This window comes from Streptomyces sp. BBFR51 (genome assembly GCF_044591655.1).
Taxonomy (GTDB): domain Bacteria; phylum Actinomycetota; class Actinomycetes; order Streptomycetales; family Streptomycetaceae; genus Streptomyces.
Window position 1 is genome coordinate 3,195,172 of the sequence record NZ_CP172448.1, and the last position, 20,456, is coordinate 3,215,627.

At 70.8% G+C, this 20,456-nt stretch carries 21 protein-coding genes and 2 tRNA genes; 14 read left to right on the forward strand and 9 right to left on the reverse strand.

Going from position 1 to position 20,456, the window contains the following annotated elements; all coding sequences use genetic code 11:
• Positions 1 to 147: 147 nt before the first annotated feature.
• From ACGH7X_RS14450 to ACGH7X_RS14465, 4 genes are all read left to right on the forward strand, one after another.
• Positions 148 to 999 (forward strand): helix-turn-helix domain-containing protein, encoded by an 852-nt coding sequence (locus tag ACGH7X_RS14450; RefSeq protein WP_399885356.1) that lies wholly within the window; start codon positions 148 to 150, stop codon positions 997 to 999.
• Positions 1,000 to 1,003: 4 nt separating this feature from the next.
• The gene (locus ACGH7X_RS14455; RefSeq protein WP_399885358.1) at positions 1,004 to 1,237 is read left to right on the forward strand and encodes a DUF397 domain-containing protein; all 234 of its coding nucleotides are present in this window, start codon (positions 1,004 to 1,006) and stop codon (positions 1,235 to 1,237) included.
• 12 nt (positions 1,238 to 1,249) lie between these two features.
• A complete protein-coding gene (locus ACGH7X_RS14460; RefSeq protein ID WP_399885360.1) occupies positions 1,250 to 1,480 on the forward strand; it encodes an e9imm peptide in 231 nt (76 codons plus the stop codon).
• A 331-nt stretch (positions 1,481 to 1,811) separates the two neighbouring features.
• Positions 1,812 to 2,912 carry an LLM class flavin-dependent oxidoreductase gene (locus ACGH7X_RS14465; RefSeq protein WP_399885362.1) on the forward strand — a complete coding sequence of 367 codons (1,101 nt, stop codon included), beginning with the start codon at positions 1,812 to 1,814 and terminating at the stop codon, positions 2,910 to 2,912.
• On the opposite strand, the gene ACGH7X_RS14470 is transcribed toward ACGH7X_RS14465, so the two are convergent.
• Positions 2,888 to 4,855 (reverse strand): putative bifunctional diguanylate cyclase/phosphodiesterase, encoded by a 1,968-nt coding sequence (locus tag ACGH7X_RS14470; RefSeq protein ID WP_399885364.1) that lies wholly within the window; start codon positions 4,853 to 4,855, stop codon positions 2,888 to 2,890. The two genes, ACGH7X_RS14465 and ACGH7X_RS14470, sit on opposite strands and share 25 nt — an antisense overlap.
• A 284-nt stretch (positions 4,856 to 5,139) precedes the next feature.
• On the opposite strand from ACGH7X_RS14470, the gene ACGH7X_RS14475 reads away from it, so the two are divergent.
• Positions 5,140 to 6,519: a M6 family metalloprotease domain-containing protein gene (locus ACGH7X_RS14475; protein ID WP_399885366.1), complete on the forward strand. Its 1,380-nt coding sequence runs from the start codon at positions 5,140 to 5,142 to the stop codon at positions 6,517 to 6,519.
• A gap of 141 nt (positions 6,520 to 6,660) precedes the next feature.
• On the opposite strand, the gene ACGH7X_RS14480 is transcribed toward ACGH7X_RS14475, so the two are convergent.
• From ACGH7X_RS14480 to ACGH7X_RS14505, 6 genes are all read right to left on the reverse strand, one after another.
• Positions 6,661 to 6,734: transfer RNA gene (locus ACGH7X_RS14480), tRNA-Lys, on the reverse strand.
• Positions 6,725 to 7,321, reverse strand: a complete 597-nt coding sequence (locus ACGH7X_RS14485; RefSeq protein ID WP_399885368.1) for a bifunctional DNA primase/polymerase — start codon at positions 7,319 to 7,321, stop codon at positions 6,725 to 6,727. The genes ACGH7X_RS14480 and ACGH7X_RS14485 overlap by 10 nt, the downstream gene beginning before the upstream one ends.
• Before the next feature lie 343 nt (positions 7,322 to 7,664).
• Positions 7,665 to 8,033 carry a hypothetical protein gene (locus tag ACGH7X_RS14490; RefSeq protein ID WP_399885370.1) on the reverse strand — a complete coding sequence of 123 codons (369 nt, stop codon included), beginning with the start codon at positions 8,031 to 8,033 and terminating at the stop codon, positions 7,665 to 7,667.
• A gap of 161 nt (positions 8,034 to 8,194) precedes the next feature.
• Positions 8,195 to 9,763, reverse strand: coding sequence for a polysaccharide lyase family 1 protein (locus tag ACGH7X_RS14495; RefSeq protein WP_399885372.1), 1,569 nt, complete (start codon positions 9,761 to 9,763; stop codon positions 8,195 to 8,197).
• A 429-nt stretch (positions 9,764 to 10,192) separates the two neighbouring features.
• Positions 10,193 to 10,924, reverse strand: coding sequence for an aspartate/glutamate racemase family protein (locus ACGH7X_RS14500; RefSeq protein ID WP_399885374.1), 732 nt, complete (start codon positions 10,922 to 10,924; stop codon positions 10,193 to 10,195).
• On the reverse strand, positions 10,921 to 11,814 hold the full coding sequence (locus ACGH7X_RS14505; RefSeq protein WP_399885376.1) for a decarboxylase: 894 nt from the start codon (positions 11,812 to 11,814) through the stop codon (positions 10,921 to 10,923). Before ACGH7X_RS14505 ends, ACGH7X_RS14500 begins: the two co-directional genes overlap by 4 nt.
• A 188-nt stretch (positions 11,815 to 12,002) precedes the next feature.
• Between ACGH7X_RS14505 and ACGH7X_RS14510 the strand changes: the two genes are divergently transcribed.
• The 3 genes from ACGH7X_RS14510 to ACGH7X_RS14520 are packed head-to-tail and all read left to right on the forward strand — an operon-like array spanning position 12,003 to position 14,907.
• A complete protein-coding gene (locus ACGH7X_RS14510) occupies positions 12,003 to 12,962 on the forward strand; it encodes a D-2-hydroxyacid dehydrogenase (protein WP_399885378.1) in 960 nt (319 codons plus the stop codon).
• Between the two features lie 42 nt (positions 12,963 to 13,004).
• Complete coding sequence (locus ACGH7X_RS14515) at positions 13,005 to 14,387, forward strand: amidase (RefSeq protein WP_399885380.1); 1,383 nt, start codon at positions 13,005 to 13,007, stop codon at positions 14,385 to 14,387.
• 16 nt (positions 14,388 to 14,403) lie between these two features.
• Entirely contained in the window at positions 14,404 to 14,907 is a 504-nt protein-coding gene (locus ACGH7X_RS14520) for a hypothetical protein (RefSeq protein WP_399885382.1), read from the forward strand.
• Here the strand turns inward: ACGH7X_RS14520 and ACGH7X_RS14525 are convergent.
• Positions 14,888 to 15,382 carry a DUF3830 family protein gene (locus tag ACGH7X_RS14525; protein WP_399885384.1) on the reverse strand — a complete coding sequence of 165 codons (495 nt, stop codon included), beginning with the start codon at positions 15,380 to 15,382 and terminating at the stop codon, positions 14,888 to 14,890. The two genes, ACGH7X_RS14520 and ACGH7X_RS14525, sit on opposite strands and share 20 nt — an antisense overlap.
• 107 nt (positions 15,383 to 15,489) lie before the next feature.
• On the opposite strand from ACGH7X_RS14525, the gene ehuB reads away from it, so the two are divergent.
• From ehuB to ACGH7X_RS14555, 6 genes are all read left to right on the forward strand, one after another.
• On the forward strand, positions 15,490 to 16,419 hold the full coding sequence (gene ehuB, locus ACGH7X_RS14530; RefSeq protein WP_399885386.1) for an ectoine/hydroxyectoine ABC transporter substrate-binding protein EhuB: 930 nt from the start codon (positions 15,490 to 15,492) through the stop codon (positions 16,417 to 16,419).
• Positions 16,416 to 17,117 carry an ectoine/hydroxyectoine ABC transporter permease subunit EhuC gene (gene ehuC, locus ACGH7X_RS14535; RefSeq protein WP_399885389.1) on the forward strand — a complete coding sequence of 234 codons (702 nt, stop codon included), beginning with the start codon at positions 16,416 to 16,418 and terminating at the stop codon, positions 17,115 to 17,117. The genes ehuB and ehuC overlap by 4 nt, the downstream gene beginning before the upstream one ends.
• Complete coding sequence (gene ehuD / locus ACGH7X_RS14540; RefSeq protein ID WP_399885391.1) at positions 17,114 to 17,764, forward strand: ectoine/hydroxyectoine ABC transporter permease subunit EhuD; 651 nt, start codon at positions 17,114 to 17,116, stop codon at positions 17,762 to 17,764. The genes ehuC and ehuD overlap by 4 nt, the downstream gene beginning before the upstream one ends.
• Entirely contained in the window at positions 17,754 to 18,539 is a 786-nt protein-coding gene (ehuA, locus tag ACGH7X_RS14545) for an ectoine/hydroxyectoine ABC transporter ATP-binding protein EhuA (RefSeq protein ID WP_399885393.1), read from the forward strand. Before ehuD ends, ehuA begins: the two co-directional genes overlap by 11 nt.
• Positions 18,540 to 18,756: 217 nt before the next feature.
• Entirely contained in the window at positions 18,757 to 19,515 is a 759-nt protein-coding gene (locus ACGH7X_RS14550; RefSeq protein WP_399885396.1) for an IclR family transcriptional regulator, read from the forward strand.
• A 79-nt stretch (positions 19,516 to 19,594) separates the two neighbouring features.
• A tRNA-Lys gene (locus ACGH7X_RS14555) sits at positions 19,595 to 19,668 on the forward strand.
• A gap of 81 nt (positions 19,669 to 19,749) precedes the next feature.
• On the opposite strand, the gene ACGH7X_RS14560 is transcribed toward ACGH7X_RS14555, so the two are convergent.
• Complete coding sequence (locus tag ACGH7X_RS14560; protein ID WP_399885398.1) at positions 19,750 to 20,355, reverse strand: lytic polysaccharide monooxygenase; 606 nt, start codon at positions 20,353 to 20,355, stop codon at positions 19,750 to 19,752.
• Positions 20,356 to 20,456 lie beyond the last annotated feature (101 nt).

Below are 20,456 nucleotides of genomic sequence, written 5' to 3' on the forward strand. Positions count from 1 at the left end.
AAGCGGTGCGCTTCCGGCGCCACAGGGTTGCGCTAGGTGAAACTTGCGTCACCGACGGTAGGGCATAGATTTATTACGGAGCAAGTGAATCGCGTAACCTTGCCTCGAACGGGCCGCACACGGACGGCCGTTGAGCAAGGAGGAGACGTGCCGCCCAGACGTACCCCCACGGCACGCCAGGAGCGCCTGGGAGTCGAGCTGAGAAAGTTGCGGGAAGCCGCAGGCCTGAAGGCGACCGAGGCAGCGAGTCTCCTTGGCGTGAACTCCGTCCAGATCAGCCAGATCGAAGCCGGGATCGCTGGTGTGAGCGAAGAGCGCCTGCGGCGCCTTACCGCGCATTACGCCTGTGCGGACGAGGATCTGATCGCGGCGCTGGTGACGATGGCCGCCGGCCGCACGCGCGGATGGTGGGAGGAGTACCGAGGATCACTCCCCCACCCGTTCCTGGACCTCTCGGAGTTGGAGCATCACGCGTCTCATCGGTGGGACGTGGACTTCCTGCACGTTCCGGGGCTGCTGCAGACCGCGGACTACGCTCGCGCCCTCTTCTCCTACGTCAACCCTCAGTTCTCGGTCGACGAGATCCAACGCTGGGTGGATCATCGCCTGAAGCGCAGGGTCATTGTCGAGCGCCCACAGCCGATCCCGTACGAAGCAGTCATCCATGAAGCGGCCTTGCGCATCAAGGTGGTCGACAACGCCGGAATGAGGGCTCAGCTCGCCCACATCCTCAATCTCTCCGAGTCCGACCACGTGACCGTACGTGTGATCCCTTTCGCTGTGAACGAGTTCGCGGGTGCCGGTAGCGCGATGGTGTACGCGGGTGGCCCCGTTCCTCAACTGGACACGGTCGTCCGCGACACACCACATGGCACCGTCTTCGTCGACGCTGAAGCTCAACTGAGCCATTTTCGAACGTTGTTCCGTAGGGTAGAAGAAGTGGCCTTCGAACCCGAACGTTCCCGTGAGTTCATTCACCGGCTGACGAAGGAGCTGTAACCCTATGACGCGCGGCGCATGGCAGAAGTCGTCGTATTCCGGCGGTGGCGAGGGCAACGCCTGCGTGGAGGTCGCCCTCGACCACCCCCACATAGCCGTCCGCGACTCCAAGGCCCCCGCCCGAGCCGCGCTCACCTTCTCCGGCCCGGCGTTCACCGCGTTCCTCACCGCCCTCCGGAACTCACTCGGGGACTGGGACCTGTCCGGGCGATCACGAGTCCCATTACCGTGGCTGTGACAGAAGGACCTGATGAGTGCAGTGGAGATAAGCCGGGCGGAGGCAGTCGCGCTCGTGCAGCGCATCATGGACGCGAGCTGCGCCTCTGACGACGAGGTGGCCGGTTGGCTGGACAGTCTCGACAGAGCCCTGGCATGCCCATCAGGTCACATCAGCGACCTGATCTTCTGGCCGCCGGAACGGGACCCGTCGGCTGATGAGGTAGTCGACCAGGCCCTGGCGTATCGGCCGGTCGCTTTGTGAGGTCGGCACTCAACTCCGAAGCCGGATGAGCAGGGCTGCGGTGGTTGCGGTGCCGAGCAAGACGTAGCCGCGCTTGTCATAACGGGTGGGGACGGCCCGGGACTGCTTCAGCCTCTTGATTGCTCGTTCGACGGTGTTGCGCTTCTTGTATCGCTCTTCGTCGAAGCCGTGTGGCCGTCCCTAGTCGAGAATGCCGAAGCCGCTGTCGGTGAGGGCCTCATGACGCGCCTGATCACCACGTTGGCCCTCGCCGGGGAATAACCGGAGGCCCCCTCCTGTTACGTCGCGGAGCGACCCGCGCAAGTCACACCCCAACAGGAGGCACCCCACCATGCCCGCAGACGCCGCAGAGGAGATCCGGGGCACCGTCCACGGCACCGCTCCCGTCCCGCTCTCCGTACTGGACCTGGTGACCGTCGGGGCCGGCCGGACCGCCACCGACGCGCTGCGGACCAGCGTGGACATCGCGCGTCTCGCCGAGGCCCGCGGCTTCCACCGGTACTGGGTCGCCGAGCACCACTCCATGCCCGGCGTCGCCTCCTCCTCCCCCGCGGTGATCCTGGCCCACCTGGCCGCGTACACCGACCGCATCCGGCTCGGGTCGGGCGGCGTCATGCTGCCCAACCACGCGCCGCTCGTGATCGCCGAGCAGTTCGGGACACTGGAGGCCATGGCCCCGGGCCGGGTGGACCTCGGCCTGGGTCGCGCCCCCGGCACGGACGGTGCCACCGCCGCCGCCCTGCGCCGCACCGACCGGCTGAACGAAGGTGCCGACGACTTCCCGCAGCAGCTCGCGGAGCTGATCCGGTTCCTGGACGACGACTTCCCCGACGGGCACCCCTACGGCCGTATCCACGCCGTGCCGGGGCCCGTGCAGGCCACCTCGCCGGGGGGCGTGCAGTCGGCGCACCGGCCGCCGGTGTGGCTGCTCGGCTCCTCGGGCTTCAGCGCGCGGCTGGCCGGCACCCTCGGGCTGCCCTTCGCCTTCGCCCACCACTTCTCGGCGCAGAACACGGTCCCGGCGCTGGAGCTGTATCGCGAGTCCTTCCGGGCGTCCGCCGTCCTGGACGCGCCCTACGCCCTCATCGGCGTCTCCGCGCTGGCGACCGACGACGAGAAGGAGGCCCGTCGGCAGGTGCTGGCGGCGGCGCTGAACATGGTGCGGCTGCGCACCGGGCGCCCCGGTCTCGTGCCGGCGCCCGAGGAGGCCGAGGCGTACGACTTCAGCCCGATGGAGCTGGAGTTCGTGCAGTCCTGGAACGCCAACGTCATCCACGGGAGTGTCGACGAGGTGCGGACCGGGCTCGACGACCTGCAGAAGCGCACCGGCGCCGACGAGCTGATGATCACCGCCAACGCCCACGGCGGCGACGTACGCCTGCGCTCCTACGAGCTGATCGCCGACGCCTACGGGTTGCCGACGCCCGCCTGAACCCCGGTCGTACCGGGCCCGGCGGAGCCCAGCAGCGCGGAGATGCGGTCCGGCGCCACCGGTCGGGAGTACAGCCAGCCCTGACCGGTGTCGCAGCCGATGCGGCGCAGGCGGGTCGCCTGGTCCGAGGTCTCCACGCACTCGGCGGTGACGGTCAGGCCGAGGCGGTGGGCGAGCTGGACCATCGCCTCGACGATGACCTCGTCGGCCGGGTTGGCGGCGCCTCCCACGGCCTCACGCCCTCCGGCCTCACGCCCTCCGGCCTCACGCCCTCCGGCTTCGCCCCCCGCCTCGCCCCCTGGGCCGCCCTCGTACTGGAAGCCCCGTACGAACGCGCCGTCCAGCTTCAGGACCGAGACCGGGAGCCGGCTGAGGTAGGCCAGGTTCGAATAGCCGGTGCCGAAGTCGTCGATGGCGATGTGGACGCCCATGTCGCTGAGCGCCTTGAGGACCTGGAGCGGGCGCCCGGCCGAGCCCATCACCGCCGATTCCGTCAGCTCCAGCTGGAGGAGGTGGGGCGCCAGGCCCGTCTCCTCCAGGGTGCGGGCCACGTCCGCGACCAGGTCGGAGTCCCAGACCTGGCGGACCGCCACGTTGACGCTGACGAAGATCGGCGGCTCGTCCGGGTGGGCCAGCTGCCAGCGGCGGGCCTGGTGGCAGGCGGTGCGCAGGATCCAGCGGCCGAGTGGAACGATCGAGCCATCCTCCTCCGCCAGTGCGATGAACCGATTCGGCGCCAGTACGCCGAACTGAGGATGATTCCAGCGGATGAGCGCCTCGACGCCCCGCACCCGGCCGTCCTCCATGCCGACCAGCGGCTGGTATTCGAGGGCGAACTCGCCGCGTTCGATGGCGGGACGGAGCGTGGCGGCCAGCGCCTGGCGGGTCATGCGGTTGGCGTTGCGCTCGGGGTCGAAGAGGGTCCAGCGGGCCCGGCCGTCGGCCTTGGCCCAGTACAGGGTGGTGTCGGCGGCCTGCATCAGGGCGGTGGGGGTGGTGCCGGCGGTGTGGCGTTCGACGACGCCGACCGAGGCGGTGACCGAGAGGCGGCGGTCGGACAGCTCGAAGGGCGGCTGGAGGGCCGTCAGGACCGTCCCGGCCAGGTCGGCGAGCTGGTCGGTGCCGGTGGAGTCCTCCACCAGGAGGGCGAACTCGTCGCCGCCGAGCCGGGCCACCAGCGGGGCGCCCGACCGGGCGTGAGCGGCCTCCTCGGCGCACCGGGTCAGCCGTTCGGCGACGGCGGCCAGCAGGTGGTCGCCGACGCGGTGGCCGTGGGTGTCGTTCACGGCCTTGAAGCCGTCCAGGTCCAGGTAGCACACGCCGATCCGGCCGGTGCCGCCGTGCTCGTGGGGCTCCGCCTCCAGCGCGGCCGTCAGGCGTTCGAAGAACAGGGCCCGGTTGGGCAGCCGGGTCACCGGGTCGTGCATCTGGAGGTGGCGCAGCCGGGCCTGGAGTTCGCGCCGGGCGCTGACGTCGGCGACGGACAGCAGCAGGCCCGGGGTGTCCGTGTCCCCGGAGTCGGCCAGCGGTTCGACCGTGACCTGCGCCCACAGGGAGTGCCCGTCGGCCCGCTTCAGCCGCCGGGTGCAGCGCAGCCGGGGCTGGTGGCCGCGCAGCACCTCGCGGTACGCGTGCCAGGTGCCGGCGTCGGAGGCGAGGTCGACGAGGTCGGCCGCCACGCAGCCGGCCAGCGCGGCCGGGTCGGTGCCGAGCAGGGTGCCCAGGGTGTCGTTGGCGCTGACGACCAGGCCCTCGGCGTCGACGACGGCCATGGCGAGCGGGGCCGCGGTGAACACCGATCTGTAGGCCGGGGGTCTCGTACCCGTTCCATGGGCCAGGGGTCTCGTACCCGCGGTACGAGGAGCCAGGCCGTTGTCACTGTCCGTGATGGTCGACGGGCCGAGGTCTGTCGCGGGCGCCGGCCCTTCGGAGGTTCCGTTCACCGCTCGCTCCCGCAGTGCCTCGATCTCTGTTCGTGCTCTGTTCGTGCAGGAAAGTGTGCCGATCATAGAGGCTGACACCGGGCCCTTCCAGCCGCCGTTCCGTGTTCTGGACCGAGCGAACCCTCCGGCCGATCGTTTCTGCTCGCACCTGGACGGGTTCTTCATGCCTCCGACCAGTTGTGACGTTCCGTGAGTGTCTCCGAGCTGTCGGCCCGGAGGGCCCCGGCGACATCCCGGCCGGCTCACCCGTCCGGTGCAGGCGAACAGGGCGCAATACGACAATCATGCACAAGCTGGGTGCGGTGTCCCGTCAACCGCGCCCGGAGGTCCATGTGCCGCGCCAGCTCCCCCTGAGGCGACTTCCCCGGGAGGCCCTCGAGGCGCTCGGTGCGGGCCGCCGGACGGCGGGGACGGCCGCCCGGCCCAGGCTGCGCAGCACGGCGGCGGTGTGCACCACGATGTCGGCGCTCGCCGCGACCTCCCTGATCACCGCCCCCTCGGTCGCCGAGCCGTTCTCCCCCGAGCCCTGCGCGCTCCAGCGTGCCGAGGTGCACCACTCCGAGGGCCTGGACACCTGGAACGCCACCTATCCGCGGCCCGCGCGCTCCCTGGACGCGGTGATGGTGTTCCTGTCCTTCCCGGACTCCCAGCCGCTGACGTCCCCGGCCGAGCTCGCCGCCGACCACTTCCCCGCCACCGGCCGCTTCTTCCGGCGCGCCTCGTACGGCGCGTTCACGCTCCGCCCGCATCCGCTGCGGAGCTGGATCCCGATGCCGAGCCCGTCGACGTCGTACGCCATACGGCGTGACTGGAGCCCCGAGCACCGGGCCGCCTACCTGCGCGACGCGCTGACCGCCGCCGACCGGTACGTCGACTTCTCCCAGTACGACGTCGTGTACTTCGTCGCGGACCCGGACGCGCCCGGCGTGGACTCCGACGCCACGAAGGTCGTCAACCTGGACACCCCGATGCGGGCCGACGGCACCGACATCCGGCGGGTCGTCACGGTCTTCGAGAACCATCCGCCGGACCGGCTGGTCCTGGCCCACGAGACGGGGCACGTCTTCGACCTGCCCGACCTGTACCACCGGCCCGTCGACGGCAAGGGCGACTGGGACACCCATGTCGGCGACTGGGACCTGATGGGCAGCCAGTTCGGACTCGCCCCCGACCTGTTCGGCTGGCACAAGTGGAAGCTGGGCTGGCTGGAGCCCCGGCAGGTGGCCTGCGTACGGGGCAGCGGGCCGACCCGGCTGACGCTGGAGCCGCTGGGGGCCGGACCCGGGGTGGTGGTGGCGGGCGCCGCCGGAGCGCCGGCCTTCGGCCTCGGGCGGGGTACGAAGCTGGCCGTGGTGCGCACGGGCGCGGACAGTGTGCTCGCCTTCGAGGTGCGCACACCGGTCGGCAACGACGTCTCCGCCTGCCGGGCGGGGGTCCTCGTGTACCGGGTGCGCAGCGGGGCGGAGTCGGGGGGCGGTCCGGTCGAGGTGGTCGACGCCCACCCGGACACCGAGGCCTGCTGGGCCGACTCGGTCTACCCGCCGCTCGCCGACGCCCCGGTGTCCCTCGGCGAGAGCTTCACGGTGCCGGGCGACGGCGTACGGGTCGAGGTCGAGGACCGCACGGAGTCCGGCGCCTGGACCGTACAGATCACCCCGGGGTGAGCCGGTACGTTGTCGGGCAACGGCGCCCGTCGTTGGGGGGTGCGGGTGGCGAAGCCCCCGCCACGCGCGGCGAAGCCGCGCAAAAACAACGATGGCGAGGTGGTTCGCGCTTTCCGCGAACACGCCTCGCCATCGCCAACGTGCGCCGCCAGGGACTCGAACCCCGGACCCGCTGATTAAGAGTCAGCTGCTCTAACCAACTGAGCTAGCGGCGCCTGCTGACGTCGTAGACCTTAGCATCCTGGTCGGCGGGAGGAAAAATCGAAATCCGCACCGCGGAGCGGGCCGCCCGGACGGCCGCCCAGAGCAGGATTTCCGGGCCCGGAAGCCAGGGCTGGCGGGTGTCCGGAGCCACCAGCCAGCGGGACGCGGAACGCGGATGCGTGCCCGCGGGGGCCGGTACGGTCACGGCGTCGCCGGCGCCGTGGCACAGCAGGGGCGGCACCGCGCCGGTACGGCCGCCCTCCCGGCCGCGGGCGCCCCACTCCTCCCACTCCAGCAGCGACGGCAGCCGCTGGGCGGTGCCAGGCGCGGCGAACAGCAGCATCCGGCCCCGGAACTCCGCCACCGGGCCCGAACCCGGGCCGTCGTCCCACATCCGGTCCAGCATCCGGCGCCCGAAGATCGCGGGGGCGCTCACCACGTCGAAGGCCGAGCCGCAGGGCAGGACGACGGGGGCCTCGGGCCGCTCCTCCCAGAGCGCGAGCGTGCTGCGCGGATACGCGCCCGCCGAGGCCAGCCAGGAGGCGCCGTCCGAGGTGACGTCCGAGACATGGGGCGCGGCGTTGCGTGTGCTGCTCATGTCGCATACATCTACCGGGCGTGAGGAACCCGCTCCGCTGGGTTGCCGGAAACCGGGACAGGGCGGCGGGGAAGGGAGTATCTTGCCCAGCCGCCTGGCATATGCGGCCGGGCTACTCGGCCGACCCGCGGACCGGATCACCGGCCGAACCTCCGCCGAACCGCCGTCGGTGCACCCCCGGTGCACCCCCGGAACACCCCCGGACCGCCTCCGAACTCCGTCGGACCGCCGTCGGACCGCCTCCGAACCTCCGCCGAACCGCCGCCTGACCGCCGCCTGACCGCCGTCTGTCCGCCGTCTGACCGCTGTCTGACCGCCATCGGACCGCCGACCGAACCTCCGGTCAGACCGGGTCGGCGTGCCCCCGGGCGCCCTCGCCGCCGCGCATCAGGTCCCGTCCGAACTCCACCATCTTCTTGGCGTAGTCCTCGGTCCACTCGGCCCGTTCGGCGATGTCGGCGGCCGTCAGCCGGTCGAACCGGCGCGGGTCGGCGAGCTGCGCCGCCGCCATCGCCTGGAACTCCACCGCCCGGTCCGCCGCCGCGCGGAACGCCTGCGTCAGTTCGGTGGCCCGCTCCAGCAGCGCCCGGGGGTCGTCGATCGCCTCGAGGTCGAAGAAGTGTTCCGGATCGGCGGCCGCCTCCGCCGGCTCGAAGAGCAGGGGCGCGGGGCGTAGCCGCGGTTCGTTCCGACCCGGCGTGGGCTCCGCCATGTCTTCTCCTCCTCGTACGTCACGACGGCCCTCCCCGCGCACGGGGGCACCCCGGTGGAGTGGGCCACCGTCCATTGTCCCGCGCCCGTGCAAGAGGGCGGGGTGTGCCCGGTGACGCGGACCGGACACACCCCGCCCCTCGGGCGGTCTCGCGCGGCTCGCTAGCCGGCGTAGGTCTCGAATTCGGCGACCTTCGGGGTGCCCGAGGCGCCGGTGATCTCGAAGGTGATCTTCTCCAGCGAGATCGGGGAGAAGCCGATCACGCCCGCTCCGCTGCCGGAGGCCAGGACGGCGCCGGTGTCGTGGTTGACGACGCGGTAGGACCCGATGGTGCCCTCCGAGCCCGCCGCCTCCCGGATGTTGATCTTGGAGACGGTGGTGGCGGAGGACCACTTGACGGAGATGGAGCCGGTCGAACCGGCCGGTGACCAGTAGGTGCTCAGGTCACCGTCGCGCACGTTGCCGTAGCTGGTGCCGCTCGCCTTGGACGAGCCGTCGGAGCCGGCCCCGACGCTGAGGTTGGTCCCGCTCGGCGGGTCGGTCGGATCCGGGTCGGTGGGGTCCGTCGGATCGGTCGGGTCCGTCGGGTCCGGGTCGGTGGGGTCGGTCGGGTCCGGGTTCTGCGGCGTGCAGCTGCCGTCCGACACCTTCAGACCCTTGTTCGCGCCGGCCGTGGCGCTCACGACGGAGGGCACGCAGGAGGCGTCGTCGAGGCTGTAGGAGTACGGGATGGACACCGTGGTGTTGGACTGCGGGTCGGGGCCGGCCGGGTTGTTGTCCTCGCCGGGCTCGGACCAGGTCACGTTGTCGAAGATGTTGCCGCTGACCTGCCAGGAGCCGGCCGCGTCGGTGTAGAAGGTGCCGAGGACGTCCTTGGAGTCCTCGAAGTAGTTGTTGTCGACCTTGGCCTTGGCGCCCGCCCGGGAGTTGATCCCGGACTTGACCAGGCCCACGTAGTGGTTGTTGTACATGTGGGCCGTGCCGCCGCGCAGCAGGGGTGCGCGGGAGTCGATGTTCTCGTACTTGTTGTGGTGGAAGGTGACGTAGCCGTTCGACACGTCGCTCTCGCTGGACCCGATCAGCCCGCCGCGGCCGGAGTTGCGCAGCACGCTGTAGGACAGGGTCACGTACTGGGTGTTGTCCTTCATGTCGAAGAGGCCGTCGTAGCCCTCCGACTCCCCGCCCGAGGCCTCCAGGGTGGAGTGGTCGACCCAGACGTTGCGGACGTCGCTCTCCATGCCGATGGCGTCGCCGCCGTTGGAGGTGGGCGAGCCGGACTTCTTGACGTTCCGGACGGTCACGTTCTGGATGATGATGTTGCTGGACTCCCGGATGTGGATGCCCAGTTGATCGAAGACGGCACCGTTTCCGACCCCGACGATCGTGATGTTGCTGACCTGCTTGATCTCGATCTTGTCGGCCGCGGTGTTGCAGCTGTCGCCCGACACCTTGCTGGTGTTGCCGTGGTTGATGGTGCCCTCGACCTCGATGGTGATCGGGGTGCTGCTGCCGGCCCGGCCGCACAGGGCCTGGTGGATCGCGGTGCCGGTGGTGGCCCGTACGGTCTGCCCGCCCGCGCCGCCGGTCGTGCCGCCGTTCTGGGTGGCATAGCCGGTGGCGCCGCCGGCCGCCGCCGCCGCCTCGGGCATCGCCAGCACCACACCGGCCGCGGCCGCGAGGGCCAGCGTGCCCAGCGCCGCTTGGAGTCGCAGCGCGACTGGTCGTCTCATCCTCGGTCTCCCCATTCGCCTTCACATGCCGGAACGAAGGCCATGTCGTGATCATGTCAATACAACATGGCGGGAAAGCGCTTTCTCGGCGTGAGAATAGGGGTCACTCTGGGACCTGACAAGAGTTCAGACAACTTCCAGCACGTTCAGAATATGGATCAGCGTCTGCCTACATGAACAACGGGCCGGCCCGCCGGACACCCTCCCCCGCCACGCCGCGAGGCCGATGTGCACCCCGGGCGGAGCTGCGGTACGATCATCTTGCCTGATCACGGGGGCCAACCCCCGGCAGCAGGCAGTGCGTTGGTGGTCCAAGGAAAGACGCCCCACTTCCCGTGGGGAAATGCAGGTGCAAGGCCTGCCCAGCGCTCGACGAGAACCCCGGCCCCGCTGATGCGGGACCGGGGTTCTTCCGTGTACGGCTCTCGCTCAGGCCTGCACCACCGGCTCCCGCGTGAAGAGCGCGCCCAGCTCCGGCGCGTTGACCCGGCGGTCCGCCAGACGCAGGCCCTCCCAGATGGTGACCTGGTTCGCGGTGAGGACCGGCTTGCCCAGCTCCTTCTCCATGGCGGGGATGTGGGCCGCCGTGCGCAGGGCCGTGTCCGGCAGGAGCACCGCCTCGGCCTCGGGGCGGTCGGCGGCGCGGGCCAGCGCCAGCACCTCCTCCTCGGTCCAGGTGCCGACCTCCGCCGCCGTGATGATGCCGGAGCTGACCACGTCGACCACCTCGATGCCGGCGGCGTCGAGGAACTCCGCGAAGAGCCGCGCCACGTCGTCCGGGTAGGTCGCCCCGATCGAGACCCGCCGCGCCCCGATCTCCTTCGCCGCGTGCACGAAGGCGAAGGAGGTGGAGGAGGCCGGCAGACCCGCCGCCTGGGCCAGGGCGCGCACCTGCTCCTGCGCGCCCTCCCAGCCGTGCACGAAGCTGCCACTGGTGCAGGCCCACACCACGGCGTCGGCGCCGGCGAGCCGCAGCTCCGCCACGCCCGCCGCGAGCCGGTGCGGCGAGCCCATCTCGCGCAGGGCGTCCACCCGGTGCGCGTCCTCGCCGATGTCCGTGTGCACCAGGTCCACCCGGATGTCGCTGCCCAGGAGCTGCTCGATGCGTGGATAGTCGTCCTCGCCGGAGTGGCCCGGGTACAGGAATCCCAGTGCTGTCATGTCCACCCTTCCTGCTGCTGTTCCGTGTCCGGGGCGTCGCCGACGCCCGGCATGTCCGCCAACGGGGGACCGACCGGGCCCGCCACCGCGGGGCCGACGGGACCCACCACGGCGGGACCGGCCGGACCCGCCGCCGCGGGGCCGATGCGCGCGGACGGATCCGTCAGCGCCTGGTACGGCCCCACCGCAGGGGTACCCAGTCGGCGCAGTGCCGCCCACATCGTCACTTGGTTGGCCGAGATCACCGGGATCCGCAGCTCGGCCTCCAGCTGCGGGATGACGTCGTAGGTGGGGAGGTTGGTGCAGGAGATGAACAGGGCGTCCGCCGCCCCCTGGGCCGGGACGGCCTGGCGTGCCATGTCGGCCACGTCGCGGTACGGCACCTTCCAGATGTGCCGGGTCAGCCCCATGAAGGCGCAGCCGGTGACCGTGACGCCGGCCTCGGCGACGTACGCCTCCAGCGCCCGGGTCACGGAGACGGTGTACGGCGTCACCAGCGCGACCCGGCGTACGCCCAGCTCGGCCAGCGCGTCCAGCAGCGCGCCGGAGGTGGTGACGGACGGGACCGCGCCCGCCCAGGTCATCGCCTCGCACATGGCGCGTTCACCGGCGATGCCGCCGACGAAGCTGCCGGAGGTGCAGGCGTAGGCGACGACCTCGGGCGCGATGGCGTTGAGGGTGCGCACGGCCTCGCCGAGTGTCTCGTGCTCGCTGACCAGCCGGGCGAGGTCCAGACTGACCTCGACGGGCACGAACGGGGTCCGTGTCATGTGCAGCGACACGTCGTCGGGCACCCATCGCCAGAGCTCACGATCGAGTGCGAAGTCGAACGGGGCGACCACGCCGACCCCGCGTTGCGGAGCTGGTCCGCCGAGAAAGGAGATGTCCATGGCACGCACCGGCCTCACACTGAGGAAGGAGAGGGCAACGCACCGTTACGCACGGCCGTGTTGACGAAGGTAGGTTGCGGTGCGAGCGTGGTCAATCCGCCCGCGTCACTCCCAGGTCAACAGCCGGTTAACTTCCCCGTCAACACCTGAACCGCACCCGCGCCCCCATACGGGAGACAGGCCCGCCGATGACCACGCCCACGCCCGCGCCCGCGCTGCTCGTTCTGGACGCCGAGCCGCTCCCCCGACTGGGCCGGCTGACCGGCCGGGCCCGCGTCGAGCACGCCGACGAGTCGACCCTCGCCGAGCGGCTGCCGCACGCCGACGTCCTGCTCGTGTGGGACTTCACCTCGCACGCCGTACGGAAGGCGTGGCCCGGGGACGGCCCGCGGCCGCGCTGGGTGCACACGGCGAGCGCCGGGGTGGACCATCTGATGTGCCCGGAGCTGGCCGAGTCGGACACGGTGGTGACCAACGCGCGCGGTGTCTTCGACCAGCCGATCGCCGAGTACGTCGCCGCGCTCGTGCTGGCGATGGCCAAGGACCTGCCCACGACGCTGCGGTTGCAGGGCGAGCGGACCTGGCGCCACCGCGAGTCGATGCGGGTGGCCGGAACTCGCGCCTGCGTGGTGGGTTCCGGGCCGATCGGGCGGGCGATCGCGCGGACCCTCGAGGCGCTCGGCATCACCACCGCGCTGGTCGGCCGCACCGCCCGCGCCGGGGTGCACGGGACCGGCGATCTCGACCGGCTGCTGGCCCGCGCCGACTGGGTGGTCGCGGCGGCCCCGCTGACCGACGACACGCGCGGCATGTTCGACGCCCGGCGGTTCGGGCTGATGCCGCCCTCCGCCCGGTTCGTGAACGTGGGGCGGGGTCAGCTGGTCGTCGAGGACGCTCTCGCCGAGGCGCTGACCAGGCACGGGATCGCGGGCGCCGCCCTGGACGTGCTGAACCACGAGCCCCTCGCGCCGGACAGCGCGCTGTGGGAGGTGCCGGAGCTGATCGTCTCGCCGCACATGAGCGGGGACACGATCGGCTGGCGGGACGAACTGGGCGCGCAGTTCGTGGAGTTGTTCGAGAGCTGGGCGGCGGGCGAGCCGCTGGCCAACGTGGTCGACAAGAAGCGCGGATACGTGCCCGGACACTGACGACACCGACGACACGACGTCCCAAGAAACGCGGGAGGGTGCATGACCGACCTCACGGAGCTGACCGCGGTCCAGCTCGTCGACGGGTACCGCAAGGGCGTTTTCAGCCCCGTGGAGGTGACGCGGGCGGCGATGGAGCGGGCCGAGCGGATCCAGCCGGAGGTGAACGCCTTCGTCCTGCTGACCGGCGAGGAGGCGCTCGAACAGGCCCGGCGGGCGGAGGAGCGGTGGCGCCGCGGGGAGCCGTGCGGGCGGCTTGACGGGGTGCCGGTCACGGTCAAGGACATCCTGCTGACGCGCGGTCTGCCCACGCTGCGCGGCTCCCGGGCCGTCTCGCCGGACGGGCCCTGGGACGAGGACGCGCCGTCCGTGGCCCGGCTGCGCGAGCACGGCGCCGTGTTCCTCGGCAAGACGACGACGCCCGAGTACGGCTGGAAGGGCGTCACCGACTCGCCCCTGTCCGGCGTCACCCGCAACCCGCACGACCCCTCCCGTACGGCGGGCGGCTCCAGCGGGGGCGCGGCGGCGGCCGTGGCGCTCGGGGCGGGGCCGCTGGCGCTGGGCACGGACGGCGGCGGCAGCGTGCGCATCCCGGCGTCCTTCTGCGGCGTCTTCGGCCTGAAACCGACGTACGGCCGGGTGCCGCTGTACCCGGCGAGCGCCTTCGGCACCCTCGCGCACGTCGGTCCGATGGCCCGGGACGCGGCGGACGCGGCGCTGATGCTGGACGTCATCGGCACACCGGACGCCCGGGACTGGTCGGCGCTGGGTCCCGCGCCCGGGTCGTACACCGAGGCCCTGTCCGGCGGCGTGCGCGGGCTGCGGGTGGCGTACTCGCCCTCGCTGGGCGGGCAGGTGGCGGTGCGTCCCGCGGTGGCCGGCGCGGTGCGGCGGGCGGTGGAGCGGCTGGCGGAGCTGGGCGCGTACGTGACGGAGGCCGACCCCGACTTCACGGACCCGGTGGAGGCCTTCCACACCCTGTGGTTCAGCGGGGCGGCGCGCGTGGTGCAGCACCTGCGCGCGGGGCAGCGGGAGCTGCTCGACCCGGGGCTGCGGGAGATCGTCGGGGCGGGGGCGAGGTATTCGGCGCTGGAGTATCTGGCCGCGGTGGACGTGCGGATGGAGCTGGGCCGGCGGATGGGCCGCTTCCACGAGGAGTACGACCTGCTGGTGACGCCGACGCTGCCGATCACGGCGTTCGAGGCGGGCGTCGAGGTGCCGAAGGGCTCGGGGCACCGGCGCTGGACGGGGTGGACGCCCTTCACCTACCCCTTCAACCTGACCCAGCAGCCGGCGGCCACCGTGCCGGTGGGGGCGGACGGGGACGGGCTGCCGGTCGGCGTGCAGGTCGTCGCGGCCCGCCACCGCGACGACCTGGTCCTGCGGGCTGCGCACGCGCTGTACGAGGCGGGCGCCGCCTCATGACCGTCCGGAGGACGGGATGAACGCGGAGACGGTCATCGCCGTCGCCGCCACCGTCGTCGCGCTCGGATCGCTGTGGGTCAGCTGGTCGCAGACCAGGGCGACCCGCCTGCACAACCGGCAGTCGGTCAGACCCCTGCTGCAGATCCGGCGGATACGGCAGGACGACCTCGTCGGGCTGAAGCTCGTCAACGCCGGACTGGGACCGGCCGTCGTGACGCGCAGCGTGGTGCTCCTGGACGGGGTGGTGGCCGGGGAGTGGAACCGGGAGGTCAAGCCGGCCGTCTTCGCACCCGGCCTGTGGCCGAAGACGTACTCCCTGCGGGCGGGTTCCGTCGTGCTCGCGGGGCAGGAGACGTTTCTGGTGCGCCTGGAGTCGGCCGGAACCGACGCAAGCGATTCCGACCGGCTCCAGGAGTTCTGGGGTCTGGTCGACCGGCGGCTCGTCATCGAGGTCGAGTACGAGTCGCTGTACGGCGGTGAGGGGTTCTCCGTGACGTCGGCTACGCCCGGCGGAAGCTGAGGGTCTCCCCCGCCGCTCCCGTGCGCCACAGGTCGTTGCAGGCCTCGGCCATCGCGTCGAGGCCTTCGGTCACGCGGCCCCAGACGATGCCGGGGACCCAGCCGACGTCGCCGTTGAGGAGCAGGTTGTTGCGCTCGTAGAAGAGGGCGAGGTCGACGAGGGTGGTGCCGGCGTGGACCTCGCGGTCGTAGCCGTACGCCTTGGTGCCCAACTCGGCACCCGCGAAGGCGAAATAGCACAGATCGCCCGGAATGGGCGTTACCGTCGGGTTCTCCAGCGGTGGTTCGGATGTCGCGAAGGGCGGGAAGAGGGCGTAGATCTCGTTGCGCGCGTATTTGGCGTGATACACGTCGCTGCCGAGGGGGAGGGCGTCCCAGACGGCCTTGCAGGTGATCGGGGCCCGGTCGTCGAGCAGTTGGGCCGTGCACGTGATTCCGCGCTTGACCAGCGAGACTTCGATGTAGCGATCAGCCATGCCCTCCATGGCAGTGCCCCGCGGCCCTGGGGTCAAGGGCGCCGTGCCGATGTATCGGACTGAAAAAGATCGGCATAACCTGCCCACCTTCGGGTAGCTGCGCGCCCATGGCTCCACCACACAGAACCCCTCCAAGGGGTATATCCGACCAAAGGTCCAGGACAGCCGGGCCCTCTCGCCGGTCGCTGCTCGCGGGGGTCGCGGCGCTCGGCGCGCTGGGAGCCGCCGGCTGCTCGCGGGTGGCCACGGCGTCCGACGTGGAAGGCGGTGACCTTCTCGACCGGCTCAAGGCACAGGGCGTCGCCCGGCTCGGCATCGCGGGCGAGATCCCCTTCGGGTACATCGACAAGAACGGTGAGCTGACCGGCGAGGCGCCGGAGCTGGCGAAGGTCATCTTCAAGCGGCTCGGAGTGGACCGGGTGCAGCCGGTGCCGACGGAGTTCGGCTCCCTCATCCCGGGGCTGGCGTCGCAGCAGTTCGACGTCGTGGCGGCCGGGATGTACATCAACGCCGACCGCTGCCAGCAGGTCATCTTCTCCGACCCCGACTACCAGATGCTCGACGCGTACATCGTGCGCAAGGGCAACCCGCTCGGGCTGCGCGACTACAAGGACGTCGTCGAGAAGAAGGCCAAGTTCGCGACCGGCACCGGCTACGCCGAGATCGCCTACGCGGTGGAGCACGGGTACAAGGAGGACGACATCCTGATCGTCCCCGACCAGGTGGCCGGGCTCAACGCCGTCGAGTCCGGGCGCGTGGACGTCTTCGCGGGAACGGCGCTGACCGTCCGCGAGGTGGTCAAGAAGTCCAGCAAGGCGGAGGCGACCGAGGCCTTCGCGCCGGTCGTCGACGGCAAGCCGCACGTCGACGGCGGCGGTTTCGCCTTCCGCCCGGACGAGACCAACCTGCGGGACGCCTTCAACGTCGAGCTGCAGAAGCTCAAGGAGAGCGGCGAACTGCTGCGCATCCTCAAGCCCTTCGGTTTCACCGAGAACGAGATGACCGATCTGACCGCGAAGGAGTTGTGCGGCGGATGACCTCGGGACTGTGGGAACTCGTACTCCAGGGCGTCTGGGTCACCATCCAGCTGCTCTTCTTCAGCTCGTTGCTGGCGACGGCCGTCTCCTTCGTGGCCGGTATCGCGCGCACCCACCGGCTGTGGATCGTCCGCTTCCTCGCGGGCCTCTACACCGAGGTGTTCCGCGGCACCTCCGCGCTGGTGATGATCTTCTGGGTCTTCTTCGTGCTGCCCCCCGCCTTCGGCTGGCAGCTGGTGCCGATGTGGGCGGGCACGCTGGCGCTCGGGCTGACCTACGGGGCGTACGGCTCCGAGATCGTGCGCGGCGCGCTCGGCGCGGTCGACCCGGCGCAGAAGGAGGGCGGCATCGCCCTGAGCTTCACGCCGTGGCAGCGGATGAAGCTGATCCTGCTGCCGCAGGCGGTGCCGGAGATGATCCCGCCCTTCTCCAACCTGCTGATCGAGCTGCTCAAGGGCACCGCCCTGGTGTCGATCATGGGCATGGGCGATCTGGCCTTCAGCGGCAACCTCGTGCGCCTCGCGCTCCAGGAGAGCGCGGAGATCTACACGTACATCCTGCTGATCTACTTCGTGATCGCGTTCCTGCTCACGCGGGTGATGCGCGGCCTGGAGAAGAAGCTGAAGGCGGGCGTCGGGAAGGCGCCGAAGAAGAAGGCGGCCGCCGTGCGCGTGCCTGAGGGAAGTGGTGTGTCGTGAAATGGGACTGGAGCGCGGTCTCCGACTTCATGCCGCACTTCTGGGACGGGCTGCTGGTCACCCTGCAGATCCTGGTCCTCGGCTCGCTGGTCTCCTTCGCCCTGGGTCTGGTGTGGGCGCTGCTGATGCGGGTGCCGAGCCGCTGGGTGACCTGGCCGGTCGGGGTGGTCACCGAGTTCGTCCGGAACACCCCGCTGCTGGTGCAGCTGTTCTTCCTCTTCTACGTGCTGCCCGAGTGGAACATCACCTTCTCGGCGCTCACCACCGGTGTGGTCGCCATCGGCCTGCACTACTCGACGTACACGATGCAGGTCTACCGGGCCGGCATCGAGGGCGTGCCGGTCGGCCAGTGGGAGGCCGCGACGGCGCTGAACCTGCCGCTCGCGAAGACCTGGACGGCGGTCATCCTGCCGCAGGCCATCCGCCGGGTGGTGCCCGCCCTCGGCAACTACGTGATCTCCATGCTGAAGGACACGCCGCTGCTGATGGCGATCACGGTGCTGGAGATGCTCGGCGAGGCACGGCTGTTCTCGCAGCAGAACTTCCAGTTCACCGAGCCCCTGACGGTGATCGGTGTGGCCTTCATCATCATCTCCTACCTGGCCTCCCTTGCCCTGCGAGCCCTGGAGCGACGCCTTGTCCACTGACACTCTTCCCAACCCCGAGAAAAGCCCGGAGCAGAGCAGCGGTGAGCTGATCCGCCTGGAGCAGGTCACCAAGCGGTTCGGGGACAACACCGTCCTCGACCACCTGGACTTCTCCGTGGACGCCGGCAAGCACGTCACCCTGATCGGGCCGTCCGGTTCGGGCAAGACGACGATCCTGCGGCTGCTGATGACGCTGCTCAAGCCCGACGAGGGCACGATCACCGTGGACGGGCAGAAGCTGTTCCCGGCGACCGAGAAGGAGCGGCGGGAGGTGCGCAAGCAGATCGGGATGGTCTTCCAGCAGTTCAACCTGTTCCCGAACATGACGGTGCTGCGCAACATCACCGAGGCCCCGGTCACCGTGCTCGGCATGTCCAAGGACGAGGCGGTGGAGCGGGCCAAGGGCCTGCTGGACCTGGTGGGCCTGGCCGACAAGTGCGACGCGCACCCGGCCCAGCTCTCCGGCGGCCAGCAGCAGCGGGTGGCGATCGCCCGGGCGCTGGCGATGCGGCCGAAGGTGCTGCTGCTCGACGAGGTGACCTCGGCGCTCGACCCGGAGCTGGTCGCGGGCGTCCTCGACCTGCTGCGGGACATCGCCCGCACCACGGACATCACCATGCTCTGCGTGACCCACGAGATGAACTTCGCCCGGGACATCTCGGACCAGGTCCTGATGTTCGACTCGGGCCGGGTCATCGAGGCCGGTCCGCCGGAGAAGATCTTCAGCGAGCCGGAGCACGACCGCACGCGGGAGTTCCTCAGCGCGGTGCTGTGAGCACACGGCGTCACTGCCCCAACGTCCGAGGTCGGGACGTTGGGGCATTCCGCTGGCATATGCCAGCGGATCGGCGTCGCAGTTGGGGGCGCTGAAAATCCCGCCAACACCCCCTCACGCCTGGCCTCTTGGCGGCTATCGTGGAGGGCATCCGCTGTCTGCACCGGGGGCACAGGCAGGGGCAGGGGCCTACGAGCTAGCGCAGGGGGAGACCACCGTGGCGCTGCAGCACAAGCCGACCGCGCCGCACCACTCGGCCCAGGACGCCCTGCGCGTCCTGGAGACGGTGACGCGGCACACCTCCGGTGTCACCGACACCGAGATCGCCCGCGAGTGCGGCGTCGAGCGGGAGCGGCTGACCACGCTCCTGCGCATGCTGCGCCGCGAGGGATACGTCGAGCAGAGCGCCGACGGCGCGTACGTGAGCGGGGAGGCGCTGGACCGCCTCGGCTCGGCCCACGGCCGCGAGCAGGCCCTGCGCGACAAGCTCCAGCGCACCCTGGACCGGCTGCGCGACTCGGTGGGCGCCGCCGTCTACATCAGCCGGTACGTCGACGGCGAGGTCAGCGTCACCCAGTACGCGGACAGCCCGGCCACGCCCAAGGTGAACGAGTGGGTGGACTTCCGTGTCTCGGCGCACGCCACCGCGGTCGGCAAGAGCCTGCTGACCCAGCTGGACCACGCGGGCCGGCGCGACCACCTGGCCCGGCACCGGATGGCCCGCCTGACCTCGCGCACCATCACCAGCGACAGGCTGCTGCTGTCCCGGCTGGAGTCCCAGCCGCCCAGCGTGCCCGTCCTCGACCTCCAGGAGTACGCGGTGGGCACGGTCTGCGCGGCCGTCCCGATCACCGCCGGTTCCGCCGTGGGCTGCCTGGCCCTGTCGCTCCCCGTCGAGCACGCGCACCGGCTGCGCGAGGCCGCGGACGAGCTGAACCGGAGCGCGGCGCCGGTGCTGCTGTCGCTGGCGATCTGAAAGCTGGTCGAAAGCACCTCCCGGGACCAGGTAGTATTTTCGTCGTCGCCGACCGCGGGAAGCGGACGGCGGGAGTCCTGCGCCGCTAGCTCAGTTGGTTAGAGCAGCTGACTCTTAATCAGCGGGTCCGGGGTTCGAGTCCCTGGCGGCGCACAGAGGAAGGGCCCTCTCGCTCAGGCGAGGGGGCCCTTCGCCCGTTTCGGTCGTTCCGCTCGTTCCGCTCGTTTCGCTCGTTCAGAAGGTCACGTCCGAGCACGCGTAGAACGCGTTGCCCGTGTCGTGGACCGTCCACACCGCGAGGATCACGTGGTGTCCGCTCAGCCCGGACGGCAGCGTGCCGGTGTGGGAGAGCGTGGCCGGGGGCTGCTTGCCGCCGTAGGGCACCGTGAAGAACGGCGTGAGGTTGAGGTCGGACCGGGCCAGGTTGTGGTTCTGGTTCCAGCCCGGCTTGGTGACGTAGTACTTGAAGTCGGTCGTGGCGTGCCGGGCGGTGAACTGCCAGCGGAAGGTGTAGCTCTGCCCGCCGTTCACCCCGGTGGTCGGCCACGCCTGGCCGTTCGGCTGCTTGGGACTGTCGAGCGCGGCGAACGAGCCGTGGCCCGCGGAACAGATGTTCCCGTCGGCCGGCCCGGAGGCCGGGAAGCCCTTGGGCCCCTCGACGCTCTGCGGCTCCCACTGGATGGCGCCGCAGCCGCCGACCGTGCCGTTCTGGCACACCTTCTGCCGGCTGACCGGCAGGTCGGTGTAGCCGTGTCCGCTGGCGCCGCCGGACGACAGGACGAGGGCTCCGGTGGTCGCCATGCCCAGCGCCGCGGCGTACATCTTGGTCCTTGTGCGCATACTGCTGCTCCCTGTGCCGTGTGGGGAAGTTCAGTGAGCCGTGCAGGTCTAGACCAAGTATCAGATTATTGCCGGCAATTGAACATGTCCATACCAATCGC